Source organism: Synechococcus sp. HK05, assembly GCF_019104765.1.
GTDB lineage: Bacteria > Cyanobacteriota > Cyanobacteriia > PCC-6307 > Cyanobiaceae > Vulcanococcus.
The window spans coordinates 1-19,637 of the sequence record NZ_JAHRXJ010000003.1; the positions used below are offsets into that span (position 1 = coordinate 1).

20 protein-coding genes are annotated in these 19,637 nt (G+C 65.5%); 8 read left to right on the forward strand and 12 right to left on the reverse strand.

The genetic code is table 11. The features are described 5' to 3' along the window. Positions 1 to 155 precede the first annotated feature (155 nt). From KUL97_RS03060 to KUL97_RS03080, 5 genes are all read right to left on the reverse strand, one after another. On the reverse strand, positions 156 to 965 hold the full coding sequence (locus tag KUL97_RS03060) for an inositol monophosphatase family protein (RefSeq protein WP_217795526.1): 810 nt from the start codon (positions 963 to 965) through the stop codon (positions 156 to 158). After that, complete coding sequence (locus KUL97_RS03065) at positions 962 to 2,287, reverse strand: BCD family MFS transporter (RefSeq protein ID WP_368656073.1); 1,326 nt, start codon at positions 2,285 to 2,287, stop codon at positions 962 to 964. Before KUL97_RS03065 ends, KUL97_RS03060 begins: the two co-directional genes overlap by 4 nt. Before the next feature lie 95 nt (positions 2,288 to 2,382). Further along, a complete protein-coding gene (locus KUL97_RS03070; protein WP_368656074.1) occupies positions 2,383 to 4,065 on the reverse strand; it encodes a TolC family protein in 1,683 nt (560 codons plus the stop codon). A 47-nt stretch (positions 4,066 to 4,112) separates the two neighbouring features. Continuing rightward, the gene (locus tag KUL97_RS03075; RefSeq protein ID WP_217795527.1) at positions 4,113 to 5,492 is read right to left on the reverse strand and encodes a TIGR03279 family radical SAM protein; all 1,380 of its coding nucleotides are present in this window, start codon (positions 5,490 to 5,492) and stop codon (positions 4,113 to 4,115) included. A 41-nt stretch (positions 5,493 to 5,533) separates the two neighbouring features. After that, positions 5,534 to 6,388, reverse strand: a complete 855-nt coding sequence (locus KUL97_RS03080; RefSeq protein ID WP_217795528.1) for an undecaprenyl-diphosphate phosphatase — start codon at positions 6,386 to 6,388, stop codon at positions 5,534 to 5,536. 120 nt (positions 6,389 to 6,508) lie between these two features. Here KUL97_RS03080 and KUL97_RS03085 point away from each other — a divergent pair, with 120 nt between their 5' ends. The 3 genes from KUL97_RS03085 to nadB all read left to right on the forward strand — a co-directional run bounded on the left by KUL97_RS03085 (position 6,509) and on the right by nadB (position 9,475). Further along, a complete protein-coding gene (locus KUL97_RS03085; protein WP_368656075.1) occupies positions 6,509 to 7,243 on the forward strand; it encodes a DUF3120 domain-containing protein in 735 nt (244 codons plus the stop codon). A gap of 107 nt (positions 7,244 to 7,350) precedes the next feature. After that, the gene (gene psbU / locus KUL97_RS03090; RefSeq protein ID WP_217795530.1) at positions 7,351 to 7,728 is read left to right on the forward strand and encodes a photosystem II complex extrinsic protein PsbU; all 378 of its coding nucleotides are present in this window, start codon (positions 7,351 to 7,353) and stop codon (positions 7,726 to 7,728) included. 100 nt (positions 7,729 to 7,828) lie between these two features. Further along, complete coding sequence (gene nadB, locus KUL97_RS03095; protein ID WP_217795531.1) at positions 7,829 to 9,475, forward strand: L-aspartate oxidase; 1,647 nt, start codon at positions 7,829 to 7,831, stop codon at positions 9,473 to 9,475. Here the strand turns inward: nadB and KUL97_RS03100 are convergent. Then, a complete protein-coding gene (locus KUL97_RS03100; RefSeq protein ID WP_217795532.1) occupies positions 9,468 to 10,409 on the reverse strand; it encodes a vitamin K epoxide reductase family protein in 942 nt (313 codons plus the stop codon). The genes nadB and KUL97_RS03100 overlap by 8 nt on opposite strands. A gap of 108 nt (positions 10,410 to 10,517) precedes the next feature. On the opposite strand from KUL97_RS03100, the gene rimO reads away from it, so the two are divergent. Both rimO and KUL97_RS03110 read left to right on the forward strand, forming a co-directional pair. Then, entirely contained in the window at positions 10,518 to 11,930 is a 1,413-nt protein-coding gene (gene rimO / locus KUL97_RS03105) for a 30S ribosomal protein S12 methylthiotransferase RimO (protein WP_217795533.1), read from the forward strand. Between the two features lie 2 nt (positions 11,931 to 11,932). Further along, the gene (locus KUL97_RS03110; RefSeq protein WP_217795562.1) at positions 11,933 to 13,168 is read left to right on the forward strand and encodes an MFS transporter; all 1,236 of its coding nucleotides are present in this window, start codon (positions 11,933 to 11,935) and stop codon (positions 13,166 to 13,168) included. A gap of 6 nt (positions 13,169 to 13,174) precedes the next feature. Here the strand turns inward: KUL97_RS03110 and KUL97_RS03115 are convergent, their stop codons facing one another. Further along, entirely contained in the window at positions 13,175 to 13,267 is a 93-nt protein-coding gene (locus KUL97_RS03115) for a hypothetical protein (protein WP_010311493.1), read from the reverse strand. A gap of 145 nt (positions 13,268 to 13,412) precedes the next feature. On the opposite strand from KUL97_RS03115, the gene KUL97_RS03120 reads away from it, so the two are divergent. After that, entirely contained in the window at positions 13,413 to 15,026 is a 1,614-nt protein-coding gene (locus KUL97_RS03120) for a B12-binding domain-containing radical SAM protein (RefSeq protein ID WP_217795534.1), read from the forward strand. 7 nt (positions 15,027 to 15,033) lie between these two features. Here the strand turns inward: KUL97_RS03120 and KUL97_RS03125 are convergent, their stop codons facing one another. Next, a complete protein-coding gene (locus KUL97_RS03125; protein WP_217795535.1) occupies positions 15,034 to 15,420 on the reverse strand; it encodes a DUF4346 domain-containing protein in 387 nt (128 codons plus the stop codon). 9 nt (positions 15,421 to 15,429) lie between these two features. Continuing rightward, positions 15,430 to 16,614 carry a GNAT family N-acetyltransferase gene (locus KUL97_RS03130; RefSeq protein ID WP_217795536.1) on the reverse strand — a complete coding sequence of 395 codons (1,185 nt, stop codon included), beginning with the start codon at positions 16,612 to 16,614 and terminating at the stop codon, positions 15,430 to 15,432. On the opposite strand from KUL97_RS03130, the gene KUL97_RS03135 reads away from it, so the two are divergent. After that, on the forward strand, positions 16,588 to 17,085 hold the full coding sequence (locus tag KUL97_RS03135; protein WP_217795537.1) for a hypothetical protein: 498 nt from the start codon (positions 16,588 to 16,590) through the stop codon (positions 17,083 to 17,085). The two genes, KUL97_RS03130 and KUL97_RS03135, sit on opposite strands and share 27 nt — an antisense overlap. Here the strand turns inward: KUL97_RS03135 and KUL97_RS03140 are convergent. Both KUL97_RS03140 and KUL97_RS03145 read right to left on the reverse strand, forming a co-directional pair. After that, positions 17,075 to 17,716, reverse strand: a complete 642-nt coding sequence (locus KUL97_RS03140) for a RibD family protein (RefSeq protein ID WP_217795538.1) — start codon at positions 17,714 to 17,716, stop codon at positions 17,075 to 17,077. The two genes, KUL97_RS03135 and KUL97_RS03140, sit on opposite strands and share 11 nt — an antisense overlap. Next, a complete protein-coding gene (locus tag KUL97_RS03145) occupies positions 17,703 to 18,575 on the reverse strand; it encodes a 6-carboxytetrahydropterin synthase (protein ID WP_217795563.1) in 873 nt (290 codons plus the stop codon). The genes KUL97_RS03140 and KUL97_RS03145 overlap by 14 nt, the downstream gene beginning before the upstream one ends. A 161-nt stretch (positions 18,576 to 18,736) precedes the next feature. On the opposite strand from KUL97_RS03145, the gene KUL97_RS03150 reads away from it, so the two are divergent. After that, on the forward strand, positions 18,737 to 19,360 hold the full coding sequence (locus tag KUL97_RS03150) for a shikimate kinase (RefSeq protein ID WP_217795539.1): 624 nt from the start codon (positions 18,737 to 18,739) through the stop codon (positions 19,358 to 19,360). Here the strand turns inward: KUL97_RS03150 and KUL97_RS03155 are convergent. After that, complete coding sequence (locus KUL97_RS03155; RefSeq protein WP_217795540.1) at positions 19,357 to 19,620, reverse strand: chlororespiratory reduction protein 7; 264 nt, start codon at positions 19,618 to 19,620, stop codon at positions 19,357 to 19,359. The two genes, KUL97_RS03150 and KUL97_RS03155, sit on opposite strands and share 4 nt — an antisense overlap. Positions 19,621 to 19,637 lie beyond the last annotated feature (17 nt).

Consider the following 19,637-nt stretch of genomic DNA (forward strand, 5'->3'; position numbering starts at 1 on the left):
CTACATCACCGAGTGTCTCGGCTTTCAGTTCCGCGTGGCCTCTCGGCCACCCGTTGAACCTACAACACCGATTGCTCGGGGTTTTCGGTTCCTGCGGCGTTCGCCTCTCGGCTCCCGCGCAGTCCAAAACCATAACACCTGTGGCCGCTTGCCTGTCAAGTGGACGACACCAGCGCGTCAGCCCAGGGCTTGAACGTGGCCAGCGTTTCGGCATCGCGGGCCGCCAGCACTGGGAAGTTGGCCTGCGATAAATCCTCACCGGCCTGGAGCTGAGCGGGATCACGCACGAGCCAACGCATCGGGCAGTTCAGCTCCTGCAACACCAGCCAGGCTGCCGCCAGATCCCAGATCTTGGGTGTGGCCTCGAGCGCTGAGATGGTTTGCCCCATGCCCACGCTCACCAGATTGAGACTGGCCACCCCCAGTAAGCGGATCTTTCCGGGGAAGCGCTGGTTGGGCAGCTTCTGCAACACGCCGATCGAGCGGCTGCAGAGGGAGGCACAGCCGGCCACCTGGTTCCGGGCCGCCGGGGGATTCAACTTGTTGTGCTTCCGCCAGGCCCCACCCCCTCGGATCGCCACGATGCGCTGACGCAGCGGTGGAACATCGAGCACAGCCAGCACCGGCACGCCACCTTCAAAGCGCGCCAGTGAGATGGCCCAATAGGGAATGCCGGCCGCGAAGTTGGTGGTGCCATCGAGCGGATCCACCACCCAGTAGGCCGCACTGGTCGGTACGCATTGGCTGCCTTCCTCACTCAACACCCCTTCACCGGGGTAGAGCTGAGCCAAGCCTTCCACCAGGGCCGCATCACTCCAACGGTCGCAGGCGGTGATCAGGCTGCCGTCGGCTTTGGCTTCGGAATCGAGCTGACCAAAATCCTGGCGTTGGCGCTCGGCCACCCGATCCAGCAACAGGCCAAGGGCGTCGAGCCCCTCGGGCATGCAAATGGGCGAAGCGGTCATCCGAGCTCCATGGCAAGAACGCGATCAAGGCTGCGGCCGGTGTCGTCGCGGAACTGACGCAGATTCACGCGGCTGAGCAGCACCAGCGCCAACACGGCGATGGCCGCCTCCACAACAAACACCGCGGCATAGGCGGGAAACGCCTGATCAGAAGGGCTGAACGAGCGCGCCAAATCAAGCAGACCGCCCCCGAGCACCTTGCCGGCCGCGCGGGAATAGGCCTGCGCCAAGCCCCACACCCCCACGAAGGTGCCAGCCACTTCCGGCAGGGTGAGATCCAGCATCAACACCAGCGTGGCATTGGTACCGATCCCCGTGGCCAAACCAAACAGAAAAAGCACCAGCTTGAGCAGCTGAGGCTCTGCGCTCACACCCACCACGGTGAGCAGCAGCAACGAGACCAGGATCAACTGACAACCCAGGCGAGCACAGGCAAATTTGCCCAAGCGGGGCACCAGCCAGAGCCCAGCCAGCAGCAAGCCCACCAGCGTGCCGATCCCCCACACCGCACTGAGGGAGGCTGTGGCTGCAATCGGCAGGCCAAACACCTCAGCGCCGTAGCTCTCCAGGATCGGGTCCTGCAGAAACACCGCCAGGGTGAAGGCCAGCAGGAAGCAGAAAAACACCAACACCTGTCGGCTGGAGGTGATCAGCCGCCAAGCGAGGCCCAGGGTGATGGCATCGTCGCGATCGGCGGCCCGGCTCAGCTGCTGCCGGCGCCCAGGCATTTCAATCCCCCAGGTGGCAACCAGGGTGAGGGCGAACACCACCAGAGCAACCCGGCCCATAAAGGTGAACAGGACCGCTTCCAGCTGCCCGGGATCGGTCACGCCGTCGAGCCCCTTCAGGCAGATCGAGCTGGCGATGGCTCCCACCACGATTCCCACGGTGAGCAAACACCAGATCAGGCCCACCGCCCGGGGGCGCTCCTGTTCGGTGGTGCTGTCGATCACAAGGGCCAGATAGGGGGTCGTCGCCAACGACACCGCAAGCCCGTAGCAGGCGGTGAGGCCGCAGAGAGCCGCCACCCCGAGGCCAATGCCCCAGGCCGCACCAGCCTCCAAGGCTGAATGCAAGCGAAAGATCAGCGGAATCAGGAGCACCGCCAGGCTGCAAAACAGCGCTGCACCGATCCAGATGTAGGGCGTGCGGTGCCGGCCCGCCAGAGGATGCGCATCCGACACCTGGCCAAACAGGATGCGGGAGGGCGCCACCAGCTGCTCAAACGCAAGGGCACCGCCCACCAGCAACCCAGGGAACCCCAACTCGGTGAGCATCACCCGGTTGAGTAGCCCCACAAAAATCACGGCGAGGCAGCCCACGCAGCCTTGAAACAGGCCCAGCCGCAGCAGACGAGGAAGAGGAAGTGACAGCTGTGAGCCTTCAGCTGACCACTGACGTTAGGACGGCTTGACCGTCAAGAGGCAGGCTGAGCGGCAGCCGCAACCTGACAGGCCGGCTGCAGCGGCTCGGGTGGCACCGGCACGTTCTCCAGATCGTCGAGCACCTGCTTCGTGGCACCCAGGCTGGGGGGCTGACAGACCGCCACCTGATCGAGGCCAGTGCGGCGACGCAGCAGTGCCAGGTTGTTGTTGTACTCAGCCAGGGCATTGGCATAGCGAACCTCCGCCTGGGTGAGGTCGCGCTGGTTGTCCACCACTTCGCGCTGGGTGCTTACACCGGCTTGGAAGCGCAGGCGCGCCAGACGCAGCGACTCTCGTGAGGAGATAACTTCACGAGAGGTGGTCTGGATGTTTCGATTGGCCTGACGCAGTTGATAGAAACTTTCTTCAACTTCGAAGCGCAGTTCGTCGCGCGTTTGAGCGAAGCGGAAGCTGTTTTCCTGAGCTTGCTGCTTGGCGCGGCGGTATTGCGCACGAGCAGCTCCGCCATCAAAAATATTCCACGTTGCCTGCAAGCCTACTGCGTTTTCGACAGCCCAGCCACTACTGCCAGGTAAATCGACCAAAACCTGTTCATTGCCCTGAAAGCGGAAACCGCTGAGATTATTGAAGATGGAGAGAAAAGGCTGCACGGCGCCGAGCGCACTGTTGGCCTGGCTATTGGCCGCAGAGATGTCGAGAAGGGCATTATCAAGCTCCTCTCGAAAGGCGTAGGCAGCGATCACGCTCTCCTGAAGAGAAGCGGTCCATACGCCAAGGGGTCTTAGCTGTTCTTTAGCCGTGGGACTCACATTCTGGGGAAGGTCGAGCAGCCGGGCGAGCCTGCGGCGAGCAATGGACTGATCGGCCAAGGAGTCAGTGAGAAGCTGCTGATCGCGAGCAAGCTGTGTTTCGGCTTCCAACACCTCGAGTTTTGTAGCCACACCAGCCTGGAAGCGTGCGCGGGCATCACGAAGGCTTACTAACGATGCCCGCACCGACTCCTGACCAATTCGAACCTTGTCGTCGGAGAGCTGGAGCAGGAAATAAAATTGCGCAGCTTGTAGGCGGAGCTCACGCAAACCGATGAGGTATTGATTCTTAAACTGTTCAAACTGATCGCGAGCGGCAGCAATCTGGGGAACCCGCTGAGGGTTAATCAATGCCCACTCAGCAGAAAGCTGGGCGCCCATGGCCCAGCGGCTTGAAAAGGTGTAGCTCTTCTGAGTTGTGGTCTCACCGGTGAATTGATTCGTCGTTGGCGAGATGGTGCGCTGATTCCCACCGGTGTAGCCCGGCAGATTCTGAGCGCTAATACCAACCGTGGGGTACCAGGCTGCAATCTGTGTACGCAACTGGCTCTGAGCCTGATCTACCTGGCTGGCGATTGCCTTGAGGTTGGGGTTATTAACTTCAGCCAGATTTTCTACATCTTTCAGCGAGAGCGGTCGCAATTCGGCGATGCGCACCTGATCAGGCTTGTTTGGTAGAGCCAGGGTGGCGGGTGCGGCCAGGTTTTGCAGGCTGGGGTCGAGCTTGGTGGCCGCGGGTGCCAGCACACTGGCGTCCGACTTGGGGCGTGCCCCCTTCACCTGCGGTGCCAGAGGCAGAGGCTCCTGAACACTGGCCGTTGGCTGCTCTTGCGCAAAGCCGGTGCTCGAGAGTGCCAGCAGACCGGAGCCAGCTGCAGCGAGCCAGGTCTGGAAGGATCGCGTCACCGAAAAACTCTGCCCGTATAAAAGTCGTCCCGGCGAGCTTAGTCAGTTCAGGTGGCGATGCCCAGACAGGCGGCCACGATCTCATCTGCACCTCCCACCAGCTGCACGGGCACCGGCAGCTGGGCTGCAACTGCCTCGAGGGTTTGGTCGTCGAGAAACACCGGCTCCCCTTGCCGCAGCATCACAGCAGGCAGCAGCAGTTCCTCACCCAGATCGCGGCCCGCGAGTCCCTCCAGGAGGTCGGACCCTGTCAGCAGGCCTGTCACCACTTGGTCCTGCCCCCAGTAAGGGCTCGGCAGGCCATGCAACAACACATCCAACCCCTCCACCGCATTCAGCCGATCCACAGCAGGTTGCAGCGCTTCCGCCACCAGCAAGCCCACCACCCAGCTCACCCGCCGCGGCTGTGGCAGAGCGGCGGGAAGGGAGGCGGTGGCCTCATCCATCGCTTCGAGAAAGGCGCGGATGCTGCCCACACCGTTGCCTTCCTGCGGCAAATCCTCGTAATCGTCGCGAGGGGGCAGCGGATAGCCCGCCATCAGATACCACTCATCGGAGAGCCAGGCGAAGCGACTGCCGAGCTCCCCCTGGAAACGCTGCTGCAGCGGCTCCACCTGGGCGATCACCCGCTGGGCGCAAGTGCGATCCACCGGCATCAGCCCATCCCCCTCGGGCCGGTAGCGGGTTAAGCCCACGGGCACCACCGCAGCTGACAGCACCGCCGGCCACTCACCGGCGGCGAAGCTCGCTAGGTCCGTGAGCGTGCGCTCCAGGGCATCGCCATCGTTGAGCCCAGGGCACACCACCACCTGGGCATGGATCTGCAACTCCCGTTGCTGGAACCAGGCCAACTGCTCCATCAGCAGGGCGGCCCTGGGATTCACCAACAACTTCGAGCGCAGCTCCGGTTCGGTGGCGTGCACCGACACAAACAGGGGGGAGAGCCGCTGCTCCTCAATGCGCTGCCAGTCAGCGGCGGTGAGGTTGGTGAGGGTGAGATAGGAGCCGTAAAGGAAGCTGAGGCGGTAGTCGTCGTCTTTGAGATAGAGGCTGCGGCGATGGCCAGGGGGCTGCTGATCGATGAAGCAGAACGGGCAATGGTTGTTGCACTGCCTGAGGCCATCAAACAGGGCCTCGCTGAAGGCCAAACCCAGCCCCTCATCGGCATCCTTCTCCAGCTCCACCACGTGCACGGTGCCGTCTGGGTCCTGCACTTCAAGGGTGAGGTCTTCGGCGCAGACCAAAAACTGCAGATCAATCAGATCACGGGGGCGAACGCCATTCACGCTCAGCAACCGATCACCGGGCTGGATGCCCAGCTCGTCGCCGATCGATTCCGGCTCCACCGCATCCACCAACGCTGGCTGCGGCAGCCGCATGTGCTCCGCATCCACCAGGGGAACACCGGCCGAGGGTTCCTTCCACACAGGCGCTGCCCGTTTGTGCTTGCTGCACCCAGTGTGAGCGCTCAGCCCGCCAGGCGACCAACCCAGAGCAGCAGCCCAACGCCGAAAAAGAGTCGGTAGCCCACAAACCACCAGGTGCTGTGGTGCTGCAGAAAGCGCAACAGCCAGGCAATCGCTAGCCACGACACCACCGCTGAGGTGGCAATGCCCACCAGCAGAGGCAGCACCCCACCAGCGAGGGGCTGGCTGAAGGCGTCTTTGAGCTCCACCAGGCCGGCCAGGGTGATCGCCGGAATCCCCAACAAAAACGAAAAGCGGGCGGCATCGGCGCGCTGCCAGCCATCCAACAGCGCTGCCGTGAGGGTGCTGCCGGAGCGGGAGACCCCCGGAATCAAGGCCAGGGCCTGCGCCAGGCCCACCCACACGCCATCGCGTACAGCCACCTGCTCCAGCACACGGCGGCGGCGGCCCACGCGCTCCGCCAAGGCCAGCAACAGCGCCATCACGATCGACACCAGCGCAATCGAGGTGAGGCTGCGCAGGGGCGACTGGTCAAAGTTGGGCACGCAGAGCTTGATCGCCAGGCCCGCCACCAGGATCGGGAGCGTGCCCAACGCGATCGCCAAGCCGAGCCGGGCTTGGGGATCGTCCCAACGGCGCTGGCGCAAGCCCTGGCTCACGCCGGCCAGCACCTGGCGCAGGTCGTCGCGGAAAAAACCCACCACAGCAAGGATGCTGCCGAGCTGGATCACCGCGGTCACCGCCACACCCGGATCACCCCAGCCCAGCAGCACCGGCACAACCTTCAGATGGGCGGTACTGCTGATCGGCAGGAATTCCGTGAGCCCTTGCACCACGCCCAAGACGAAAAAGCGCCAGCAGGCTTGAAGCACCCCGAACGGGTCCGTCGGGGGCATGGCAGCGAACACCGCAAGAGAGGCAGCACTTCGGCGACCCTATGGCGCCAAGGCGGCACTGACCAGCAACGGGAACACCAGAGGCGTCCTTTAAGGTTGCACAACTTTCTTCACACACCGGTGATCGGGGTTCCGCCCAACCTCACGGTGGCCGCGATGCCCCCCAACGCCCGCCTGGCCTCGAGCCGCGAGCAGGCCAGCGTTGGAATTGGAATCAGCCTGGCGGGTGCTCTTCTGGTAGCCCTGCCCGTGTTCCTGCAGGCTCCCTGGGTGCGGTTGGCCCCCTTCAGCGCCGCCCTGTTCACCGCTCCGCTCCTCGTGCTTGGCCTGGTGCTGGCGGAGCACACCAACCCCAACGTGAGCCGCGCCGGCACGCTTCTGGTGGGGTTCAGCGGCAGCTGGCTGGGGGGCTGCTTGTTCTGGGGCTGGTGCCGGCTGCATCCGCTCTGGCACCTGCCGATCGAAGCCTTTGCCTTTCCGTTGGCTCTGGGCGGGCTGAAGACCCGCTGGCGCCTGGCGGCCAGTTTTTATCTCGCCTCGCTGCTGGGCACCGCCTGCACCGACGGCGTGATGGCGATCACGGGCGTGATGCGCCACTGGACCGAGGTGCTGCTCGCCCCCACCCACCAGGCGCCTCTCCAGTTGCAGATGGCCGCACTGGAAGTGATGCAGCCCATGCCACTGGCGGTCACGCTGCTGGCCGGTGCCCTACTGCTGGGCCTCTGCCGGCGCTTTTGGCAGCATCCAGATCCCGCCTGGCGACTGGCGGCGTCAGCGATGGCCACCACCCTGGCGGTGGACGGTCTGTTTCTGGCGGCTGCCCTCTGGGCACCGCAGCTGAGCGGCCTGATCTGAAGAACTGCAAAAGCCTGTCCGCCGCGCTTCAACGGGCAGGCATCTCACCTGTAGCTTTGCAAAGCTGCTTGGCAGTCCCTGTGATTCCCGTTCAGACGGAGACTTCGATGAAACGGCTGGTTTCGTGGCTCATGAGTGGCGTGCTGCTGGCCAGCCTGCTCTTCGGCCTGGTGATGGCACCCACAGCCCAGGCCGCCGATCTCAGCAACGTTGCCGACGAGAAAATCGCCGAGCGCGGCGACAAGGTGGACCTGAACAACTGCTCGGTGCGCCGCTTCCAGGCCTTCCCTGGCATGTATCCCACCCTCGCCGGCAAGATCGTGCTGGGCGGGCCCTACAACAGTGTTGACGATCTGTTCAACCTGGATCTCACCGATCGCCAGAAGGAACTGGTGGAGAAGTACAAGAACAACTTCACGGTGACCCCGGCTTCCATCGCCCTTAACGAAGGTTTCGACCGCATCAACGACGGTCAGTACCGCTGATGGCGTCGACGTTGAACGTCGAGCTGTAAATTCCCTCATCGGTTCAAGCCGTCGGGCCATCCCGGCGGCTTTTTTTGTTGCCCTTCACGCTTCGGGCTCCGTGGTTCAGCTGCCCTCCAACTGGGATGTGATCGTGGTGGGCGGGGGCGCCGCAGGGCTGATGGCGGCCCTGGAGCTGCCGGCGGAGCTGCGGGTGCTGCTGCTCAGCAAAGACCATGCCCCCCGCTCTTCCAGCCGCTGGGCCCAGGGGGGCATCGCGGCCGTCACCAATGCCGACGACAGCTTCACCAGCCATCGCGACGACACCCTGAACGCCGGAGGCGGCCTGTGTGATCCACCCGCGGTGGAGCTGCTGGTGCGGGAGGCCCCAGCCTGCGTGGAGAGGCTGCTGGAACTGGGGATGGACTTCGATCGCCATCACGGCACACTGAGCACAACCCTGGAGGCAGCCCACAGCCACAGGCGCGTGCTGCACGCCCAGGACCGCACCGGTGGCGCCCTGGTGGATGCCCTGGAACGCCGGGTGCTGCAGCGCCCGGGGCTGGTGCGCCTGCAGGGGGCCCTGGCCCTGCAGCTCTGGATCGATGCCGGCCGCTGCTGCGGCCTGCAGATGCTGCATGCGGGCAGCCTGCGCTGGCTGCAGGCCGGGGCCGTGGTGCTGGCCACCGGCGGCGGCGGCCACCTCTACGCGAACACCACCAACCCATCCCAGGCCAGCGGCGACGGCATCGCCATGGCCTGGCAGGCCGGAGCGGCAATCCGCGATCTGGAGTTTGTGCAGTTCCACCCCACGGCGCTGATGCTGCCGGGGGCGCCCCACTTCCTGATCTCAGAGGCGGTGCGCGGAGAGGGGGCACGCCTGATCGATGGCCATGGCGCCAGTCCGGTGAGCCATCTCCCCCAAGGCGACCTGGCCCCGCGGGATGCGGTGAGCCGCGCCCTGGTGCAGTGCATGCGCGAGCAACACCTGGAGCATGTATGGCTGGATCTGCGTCCGGTGGGCCGGGCCCGGCTTGAGCAGCAGTTCCCCACGATCCTCGGGCGATGCCGGGAACTGGGCCTCGAGCCCACCAGCAGCCCCATCCCGGTCGCACCGGCGGCCCACTACTGGATGGGCGGCGTGCGCACCAACGCAACCGCTGCCACCACCGTGGAGGGGCTCTACGCCGTGGGGGAGGCCGCCAGCACCGGCGTGCATGGGGCCAATCGCCTGGCCAGCAATTCCCTGATGGAGTGCCTGGTGTTTGCCCGTCAGCTGCGGCAGCTCGACTGTGCGCCAGCGCGTGCTCCACAACCCGCCACAGAGCAACCCCTCAGCGGCCTACCGGTGCCCACCGGCGAGCAATTCCGGCAAGTGGAGCGCAGCCTCGGCGAGCTGCGCCAGCTCTGCTGGCAGGTGGCGGGCGTGGAACGACAGGGCCATGCACTGCGGGAGGGCTTGCGTCGGATCCCGGCCCTGCGCGAACCGATCCAAGGCGACCCTTGGCTCCGGGCTTCGGCGGCGTTACCGCAGACCCGAACCTGCGCGCTAGGCACCACAGCCAGCGCCTGGATCAGCCGTGCGCACGACCTGCAGCAACGGCTGGTGGTGACCCAACTCCTCCTGGAGGCGGCCCTGTTTCGACAGGAGAGCCGGGGGGGGCATTTTCGGGTGGATGCCCCATCAGCCCAGCCGTTCTGGCAAAGACACACGCTGCAGCAACGCCATCAGCCGATTCACACCGAGGCCGTGGCCCCGCTCAGTTGAGCGCAGGGCCCTTGTAGCCGATCAGTTCAGCCAACTTGAGCAGCGGCTTCACACCGGAATCGAGGGAACCGTTGATTTCCCAGGTGGGGTAACCCTCAATCTTCTTGGCCTCACACAGCTCCTTCTGGCTGTTGCGGCCATCGGGGGCACACTCGATCACCGTGAGCTTTTCAGTGGCTTCCCGGCCGAACAGTTCCTTCTGGTCGTGGCAGTGAGGGCACCAGTAGGCGGTATACATCTTGGCCCCCTTGGCCGTGAGCTGCTCGGCCAGGGCGATGGTGGCAGCCGTGCTCTCGGCGCGCACAGGCGGGGCCACACCCTTGCCGGTCTCCAGCGCAGGCTGCCCCACGGAGGCCGCCCAGCCCAGCCCGATCACCCCCACCACCAGGGCGGTGATCAAGCCACGGAACAGCAGCTGGCCGCGATCCTCCCAGTCGCCCCCAAACAGGCTGAGCACCAGCAAACCGGTGCTGAGGGCCGCCGAGAGGATGCAGAAGGGGCAGCAATCGCGGATGGCAAAGGCCATCACCCCGATCAGCACAGCGCTGAACACCGTCATCCCGGTACCGAGCAGGGCCATCCCCCACCAGCTCGGTTGCGCCAGCCTCTGCCGGGCCTCTCCCTGCAGCACCAGCGGCACCACGGCCATCAGCAACATGGCGGCGTAGGCCAAAAAGCCAAACAGTGACAGGGGCTGGCCAAACAGGCTTCCCCAATCACTGGAGAGCACCTTCTCGCAGCCGTTGCAGCCGAAAAAGCCCTTGCTGCTGCAGCTCAGCGACGGCAGCACGCCCCACGCTTTCAAGGTGATCGAGCCGGTATCGATCACACCGATGGTGGCCAGCACGGCCATCACCACCCGGATCCATTTGCTGCCGGAGTCGCCGCGGCGCCGCTGGCCGGCTAGGCGCTCGCTGAGGCGAGAGGAGGTCACTCAGGAGAACTCACTGCTGGGCTGATTGTGGCAGGCACAATCGGCATGAGGTGAAGCTGATCGGTAGGGTTGGGGATTGGCCAGCGCGCGGCCCCTACCTTCAATCCGATGAGCCAAAGCACCGCGGCATCCACGGCGGCCCCATCCAGCAAACCCACCGTGGCTTTCGCCCATCTGGGCTGCGAAAAAAACCGGGTGGACACCGAGCACATGCTCGGTTTGCTGGCCCAGGCCGGCTACGGCGTGAGCGCTGATGAAACCGACGCCAACGTGGTGGTGGTGAACACCTGCAGCTTCATCCAAGACGCCCGCGAGGAATCGGTGCGCACCCTGGTGGAGCTGGCCGAACAGGGCAAGGAGCTGATCATTGCCGGCTGCCTGGCCCAGCACTTTCAAGACGAATTGCTCGAAAGCCTTCCTGAGGCCAAAGCAATCGTGGGAACCGGCGACTACCAGCACATCGTGAGTGTGCTGGAGCGGGTGGAAGCCGGCGAGCGGGTGAAGCAGGTGAGCGCCAATCCCACCTTCGTGGCGGATGAGCACCTGCCCCGCTACCGCACCACCAGCGAAGCGGTGGCTTATTTGAAGGTGGCCGAAGGCTGCGACTACCGCTGCGCCTTCTGCATCATTCCGCACCTGCGCGGCGATCAACGCTCCCGCACGATCGAGAGCATCGTGGCTGAAGCCCAGCAGCTGGCAGCCCAGGGGGTGAAGGAACTGGTGCTGATCAGCCAGATCACCACCAACTACGGCCTCGACCTAGCCGGCAAACCGCAGCTGGCGGAGCTGCTGCGGGCCCTGGGCGAAGTGGAGATCCCCTGGATCCGCGTGCATTACGCCTATCCCACCGGTCTCACCGAAGCGGTGCTCGAGGCCTACCGCGACGTGCCAAACGTGCTGCCCTACCTCGATCTGCCGCTGCAACACAGCCATCCGGAGGTGCTGCGGGCGATGAACCGCCCCTGGCAGGCGGATGTGACCGGTGGCGTGTTGCGCCGCATCCGTGAGCAGCTGCCCGATGCGGTGCTGCGCACCACCTTCATCGTGGGCTTCCCCGGGGAAACCGAGGAGCACTTCCAGCATCTGCTCGATTTCGTGGCCGAGCAGCGCTTTGATCACGTGGGCGTGTTCACCTTCTCGCCAGAAGAAGGCACCCCCGCCGCTGATCTGCCGAACCAGGTGCCCGCCGAGGTGGCAGCCGAGCGCAAAGACCGCCTGATGGCGCTGCAACAACCGATCGCCGCCGAGCGCAACGCGGCCTGGGTGGGCCGGATCGTGGATGTGCTGATCGAACAAGAGAACCCCAGCAGCGGCGAGATGATCGGCCGCTGCGCCCGCTTTGCCCCGGAGGTGGACGGCGAGGTACGGGTGCTGCCGGGAGAAGGCGGTCTCTGCGCCGCACCGGGCACGATGGTGCCGGTGCGCATCACCGCTGCTGACACCTACGACCTGATCGGTGAGGTGGTGGGAGCCCGGGCGATGGTGAGCGATGCGCTCGCCGCCCTGCAGGCAGAGGCTTGAGCCTGATCGCACAGGCCGGACGGATCCGCCGGCAGCTCACCCGCCACCAGCGCACCACATTTCTGTTGGCATCGGGATTGAGCACCGCCGGCTCCTTTGCCGGGCTCACCGCCAAAGGCTGGCTGCTGATGGAGGGATCGGGCAATCCGTTCCTGCTGGCTGCGAATTTCGCGCTGCTCACCCTGCCCACGCTGCTGGTGAGCGGGCCAGCCGGCGTGCTCACCGATCGGCTGGGCAGCGAGCGGGTGTTGATCCGGGCCCAGTGGGCGCTGCTGCTCGCTGCAGTGCTGGGAGCTATTGCGATTCCGATCAGCAGCGGCGGCCAGCAGGATGCGCTGCTGCTGCTGAGCACGCTGGGGGTGGGGGTGGCCAGCACCTATGAGCTCACCGCACGCAACAAATACGTGGCGTTGCTTGTGGATGAGCCGGAGCAGCTGGGGCCCTATCTGGCCAGTTTTTCGGTGATCTTCAACGTGGGCAAGCTGGTGGGTCCGCCGATCGGCGGCCTGCTGCTGGCCGCCACCGGCCCCACCCTGGCCCTCAGCCTCGACGCGGCCACCTACCTGTTGCCGATCGCCACCTTGCTCTGGCTCATGGCGCCGTACCGCGACCGGGAACGGCGCAGTCAACGCGGCAGTGAGGCCAGCCTGGCCACCGCCTGGCGCGACTGCGGCCCCGCCCTGCGCCATGTGTTGGTGTTTTGCGGCCTGGCTTGTTTGGTGGGCTTCTTCCATCCCGGCCTGGCCCCGCTGATGGCCCTCAAGCTGCTCGGCCCCAGCCCGGTGGCCCTGGGGTTGTTCACCAGCGTGATCGCCTGCGGCAGCATTAGCGCCGGCGTGGTGCTGCAACGCAATGCCCAGGCCCTGAGCCGGCGCCCAGGCCTCCTCCTCGGCGGCAGCACGGTGATCACCGCCCTCGGTCAGCTGGGTCTGGGCCTGCCGGCTCCGCAGCAATGGGACCTCGCCATGGCCTTTCTGATCGGCGCCGGTACCGCTTCCCTTCTGGCGGGCACCAACTTGATCATCCAGGTGCACGCTCCCCAGGTGATTCGCGGGCGCATGGCCGGCCTGGGACAGATTGCGTTTTTGGGGGGCGGAGGCCTCAGCGGGCTGATCGCTGCCGGCCTCACCGTGTGGCTTCCCGGAGGGCTATGGAGCTGCTTTGCCCTGCTGGGAAGCCTCGGTGCAGCGCTAGGCGTTGTGGAGCTGCTGCGTCAGGGGCGCACCCGCCTGGCCTGACGCCGCTCAGATCAGCTTGACGCCGCGCAGCACGAAAGAAATCGCCGCTGCAGCCACCAGGCCGCCGCCCACCAGGGCGAGATAAATCACAGGACCCATCGCTGGATGTGTTGGGAAAGTCACAGCCATTACAGCAGAACCCCACTGCTACCTGGCGCCCCGCCTAGGGTTGTGGCTAACCACCTTCGGTGAAGCCCGTTCGGGCACGCCGTAGCTCTGATCCATCGGATCGCTGAATCGCGGCATGCGCACACTGCTGATCTACCCGGAGTTCCCCAAGACCTTCTGGAGCTACGAGAAGATCCTGGAGCTGGTGAACCGCAAGGTGCTCCTCCCGCCCCTGGGGATGGTGACGGTGGCCGCGCTGCTGCCGCAGCACTGGGAGATGAAGCTGGTGGATCGCAATGTGCGTGAAGTCACCGAAGCCGAGTGGGACTGGGCCCAGCTGGTGGTGATCTCCGGAATGATCGTGCAGAAGGCCGACATGGCCGTGCAGATCGCCCGGGCCAAGGAGCGGGGCCTCCCTGTGGCCGTGGGCGGCCCGTTTGCGAGCTCCACCCCGGATGCGCCCGAGCTGGAACTGGCCGATTTCAAGGTGCTCGATGAGGGTGAAATCACCCTGCCGATGTTCATCGAAGCAATCGAGCGTGGCGAGTCCGGCGGACGCTTCTCCGCCAATGGCGACAAACCGGATGTGACCGGCACGCCGATCCCCCGCTTCGATCTGCTCGAGCTCGATGCCTACGACTCGATGAGCGTGCAGTTCTCCCGGGGCTGCCCGTTTCAGTGCGAGTTCTGCGACATCATCGTGCTCTACGGGCGCAAGCCACGCACCAAAACGCCCGAGCAGCTGGTGGCTGAGCTGCAGTATCTCTACGACCTGGGTTGGCGCCGCGCCATCTTCCTGGTGGACGACAACTTCATCGGCAACAAACGCAACGCCAAGCTGCTGTTACCGGCCATCAAGGAGTGGCAGATCGAACGGGGCTATCCCTTCAGCTTCACCACGGAAGCATCAGTTGATCTCGCCTCAGATGAGGAGATGATGCGGATGATGGCTGAAGCCCGCTTTGAAGCGGTGTTCCTTGGGATCGAAACACCGGATGAAGCGAGCCTCTCGGTGGCGGGCAAGCACCAAAACACCCGTAGCTCCCTCGAGGAATCCGTAGACCGGATCACCAGCTACGGCATCCGCGTGATGGCCGGCTTCATCATCGGCTTCGATGGCGAAAAGACCGGTGCGGGCGATCGCATCGTGCGCTTCGTGAGCCAAACCGGCATTCCCGCCGCGATGATGGGCATGCTGCAGGCACTGCCCAACACCGGCCTCTGGCATCGCCTGGAGAAGGAAGGTCGGCTGATTCAGGAGAAGGCTGACGCCAAGGGCGTGAACCAAACCAACCTGCTCAACTTCGTGCCCACCCGGCCGATCCGCGATATCGCCAACGAATACGTGGACGCCTTCTGCCGGCTGTATGAGCCCAACGCCTACATCGATCGGGTGACGCACTACTACGCCAACAAGGTGGGTGCGCCCCGCTGGAAGGCCTTCTTTAAGCCGGAAAACTCCGACAAACCGGTGCTCCCACCGATGAGCGACGTGAAAGCCTTGGCCACGGTGCTCTGGCGGCAAGGCTTCAAGCGCAACACACGCTTCCGCTTCTGGCGCTCTCTGGCACGGGTGGCACGCCGCAACCCCGCCAGCTTCGAGCAGTACGTGGTGACGCTCGCCCACAACGAGCATTTCCAGGAATACCGGGCAGTTGTGACCCGAGAAATTCAGGAGCAGCTGGCCTGCTTGCCGCCAGAGCCTCCCTCAACACCCGCTTCACCCGCCCGCGAACTGCAGCCGGTTTAATCAGGCTCTAATCCTGGGTGTAGGGGCTGCCCTCCTCCAGGCAACGCTCGGCTTTCTGAAGCTCCCGGCCCAAATAGAGGGCGTGATCGAGGCAGCTGATCGGATGGGGACCAGCGCCCTCGGTGAGGGCCATGCCCAGTTCCTTGGCGGAGCGGCCGCGGTACACCTTCAACGGTTCGCGCGGGCCTGCGCCGCGGCAGCTGATCACCTCGCCGGTGTCGGGGTCGGTGGCGAGGCCCCGTTCATCGATGCCATTGCCGTAGTGCTCGGCGATCAACTCACCGGCTTGCGGATCGAGCTTGATCAGGAAATAGCCGGCCGGATCCAGGGCGATGAAACGCTGCGAGAGACGCTCATCGAGGCTGCGGCGCTGCTCCACTGAAAAGCTCGTCATGGGCGGATGTTACGCAGCCGTGCCCAGCAGATCTGCAGCCCGGGCCTTGAAGGGGAGCTCGGCATTGATCGCCTCGATCTCGTCGAGCTGCTCAGCATTGGCCTCCGGCAGCCAGCGCCGCACGATCGCCTCAAAACGCGGGTGATACCAGCGATGCAAGGAGGCATGGGGGCGGGCCAGAAAACCGCGGCGGCGTTTGTGGCTGCCGCCGGCGCCGGGGTCGAACTGCTGGATGCCGCGGCTGATCGCCCATTCGATCGGTGCGTAGTAACACACCTCGAAATGGAGGTTGTCGATCTCCTCATCACTGCCCCAGTAGCGGCCCCAGAGCTGCTGCTGGCTGTGCACACACAGCGACATCGCCACCGGCTGCTCCGGATCACCGCGATGGGCACTGAACAGCACCAGGTGCTGACGCAGCGCCGCGGCGGCGTGATCGAAGAAGGCTTCCGTGAGGTACTTGCTACCCCAAGGGCCCCAGCGGGCGCAGTGCTGCTCATAAAAGCCATGCATGCGGCTCAGCAGCGCGGGGGTGATCGCCTCTCCCACCATGGGAGTGACCTGCAAGCCAGCAGCCTGAACCGCCTTGCGTTCGCGTTTGATGTTGCGGCGCTGGTTGGCGTTGAAACTGCTGAGGTAGGCCTCGAAATCGGCGTAGCCCTGGTTGCTCCACAGGCTCTGCTGATTCAGCCAGGTGGCACAGCCCGCTGCCTCGGCCAAGGGCTGCCAGGCCGGATCCACATAGAGGAAATTGCAGCTGAAGATCTGGTGCTCGCGGCAGAACACATCGATCAGCTCGAGCATCAACGGGGTGAGGGCGGCGGCGTCTTCGCCAGGGGCCGTGAAAAAGCGATAGCCCACCACCGGGCTCACCGGGCTCATGCCGAGCAGCTTGGGGTAGTAGCGCTGGCCCAGCTGCGCCGCCAGCTGCGCAAACGACTGATCAAAGACAAATTCGCCGTAGCTATGGCCCTTGAGATAGAGCGGGGCCACCGCCAACAGGCGCTCACCCTCCCAGATCCCAAGATGGCAGGGCTGCCAGCCCTGACGCGGCACCACACTTCCACTGCTCTCCAGCCCCACCAGCCACGACCAGGAGTAAAAGGGGAGGGCTTCCGCCGAAACCAGGGCATGCCATTGCGCCTCGGGGATCTCCGCCAGGGAGCGATGCCAGCGGGCGGTGAGCTCTGCCATCAACCCTGGGCGGCACGGCGCAATGGGCTCGCCAAGCTAGGCGCTGCACGGCTATCGGCGGCGTTGATGGGCTTGGGCCTGATCAGCGGCACCACACCGGCCGCGCAAGCCGGACTGTTGGGGCCCCTGCTCAACCTGATGCGGCCCCAGCTCGAAGTGCGGATCACCTCGGCCTGTCAGCAATGGGCTAGCGGTGGCGACCGGAACCTGGAGGCGCGGATGGCACCCCCCTGCCGGGCCCTGGCCGGCCCCACCAGCCGCTGCCTGATCGAAGAAACCGAGCGCAGCGGCCGCAGCTTTGGGGTGATGACCGAGCTGCTCGCTGGGCGCTTCGGCGACGACAGCGAGGTGGTGGTGAAGCGCTGCGCCGGGCGCCTGCTGGGCCTCCCGGCCGACAGCTTCATGGAGGTGCCCATCCGCGACCTCGCCCGGCGCTTCAAAGATGCAGCGGCCCCGGCCCTCAATCCCTAAGGCGGCGGTAGCGCAGCAGCAGTTCCTCGCCCTCGAGCAAGCGTTGCTCCTGCAGCTGCCAGCGCGCCGGCTCGAGAGCCACCCCAGCGGGCAACCAGCTGTGGGGACCACCCAGTAGCAGCGGGCAGACGGTGAGCTGCAGCTCATCCACCAACTGCTCCTGGAGCAGCGCGCCCGCCAGATCAGCACCCCCCAACAGCACCAAACGCTCCAGCCCTTGATCCGCCAGGGCCGCCAGGGCTTCGGGCCAGCTCGGCAGCGGCAATGCAGCGTGAAAGCCAGCAGGAGCGGAGGTGGCTGCGGGCATGAGCAGCCAACGCTGCAGCGGCTGCTGGAAAAAGCGCAGCGCTGGATCAAAACGGCCAAGGCGGCTCACCACCACCGCCGCCGGCTGCTCCGGGCGACCCTGCCGGCGGCGCTGCTCCAGCAGCGGCGGGGTGTGAAGCAAACAGGTGCAACCGTGCAAGCGCAGGGTGCGGCCACCGATCAGACAGGCATCAGCCCAGGCCAGGGCTTCCTCCAACACCACACGGTCGCCGCGGCCACCGATCTGGGCGGCGCCACCGACGGGTGGTGCCAGGCGGCCATCCAGGCTGACCGCCAACACCAGGCGCAGTTCAGGCCGAGGCAAGGGCCTCAAGGGCCTGGGGCTGCATGCCGAGGGCCGGCACCTCGGCGTATACCTCGGCGGCGTTGTTGGGGCTTTCCTGCAGGCGCACCTTGTGCAGGCTCGCGCCAAGGCCAGCGATCGGAGCGCTGAGCAGATCGGCGATGTGCAGAGCGATGTTCTCGGCCGTGGGCACGGTGGTGCCGAAGTGAGCCACGTCCTTGTTGAGGAAGGTGTGGTCGAAGGGTTCCACCACCAGCTCATCCACCAGGCCCTGCAGGGCTGCGAGGTCGCAAACCATGCCGGTGCGGGGATCAATGGCGCCGCGCACGCTCACTTCGAGTATGTAGTTGTGGCCGTGGCCATGGGGCCGGGCGCACTTGCCGTAGATGGCGTCGTTCTCCTCCGGGCTCAGCTCGGGCCGCGCCAGGCGGTGGGCCGCCGCGAAGTGGGTCTTGATGGTGAGGAACGCTTCCATGGAATCGCCGAGCACATCGGCCCAGAGCTTGTCGGTTTCGTAAAGGCGCAGCCCCATCAGCGGCAGGTGGGGCTGCAGGCGACGCCAGATCGCCAGGGTGAGGGCTTCGGTGGTGGGCAGGATCCCGCTGGGCTGCTGCAGGTCGAATTCCGGCCAGGCCTCGTTGAGGAAGCGGAAATCGAGCTGGGCGGTGACTTGCTCGCGGATGGCGTGCTTCACATCCGAGAGGTTGAGCACCATGCCATCGGCATCGAGCGGCCCGCCCATCGCCACGATCAACTCGTAGTTGTGGCCGTGGCCGGGCGCCTGGCTGCAGGCACCGAAACGGGCCTGGTTGTCAGCGTCGCTGAGCTCGGGCAGCCAGTAGCGATGGCTGGCGCTGAAACAGGCGCGGCGTGTGATCACACACGGGCGCCCAGCACCATGCGGGTGGGGTTCGGGCCGAGCTGTTGCAGGAACGGCGGGCACCGGGCTCGCCGGAGGCGCCGCCACGGGGGGCGGAGTCATAGCTGCAAGAAGCAAGGGCGCATCCTAGGAATGTGAACCGCAGCGCTGCCTGAGCACCGATGGCCAACCCACACGCTGAGCTTCGCCAGCGCCTGGAGGGGCTCAACCTCTATTTGGTGGGGATGATGGGCAGCGGCAAGAGCACCGCCGGGCGGCACCTGGCGGAGCTGCTGGGCTACCGCTTCCTCGACGCCGACAGCAGCATCGAGCAGGTGGCCGGCCGCAGCATCCCGGAGGTGTTTGCCAGTGAGGGCGAAGCGGGCTTTCGTGCGCTGGAAGCGGCTGTGCTCAACCAGATCGCCAGTTGGCATTCGCTGGTGGTGGCCACCGGCGGCGGCGTGGTGACCCGCCCGGACAACTGGGGCCAGCTCCACCAGGGCGTGGTGATCTGGCTGGATGCACCGGAGGCTCTGCTGCTGGAGCGGCTGAGCAGCGATCCCACCCCACGCCCCCTGCTCCAAGCCGATGATCCAGCGGCGCGCCTGACGGCCCTGTTGGCGGAGCGCCGGCCCCTCTATGCCCAGGCCGATCTGCACATCGTTCAAGACGGGCGCGCGGCGGATCAGGTGGCCGTGCAGATCCTCGAAGCCCTGCCCAGCGTGCTGAAGGAGCGCACGGCAGCACCACAGCACCGCCTGCAGGTGATCAATGAAGCAGGCGAGGTGGGCCGCTCGATCAACTAAGCGCCAGGGGGCTCCAGGCGGATGGCAAACCACTGCACCACCACGCCCGGCTCAAGCTCCAGTTCACAGGCGGTTTCCAGCAGGCGCTGGGCCCTGGCCTCCGCGTCGGGCAGATCACGCAGATCGGGGGGCAGCGGCTCCAGGCGCGTGAGCTGCTGGGCCAGCCAAGCCAGCGTGTCAGCCGCGCTGAGCAGCTTCTGGGGCAAGCCCGGCTCCAGCACCACGTAGTGATCCAGTTCCCGGATCAGCGGATCAGACATGGGGCTGGTGCGTGGCG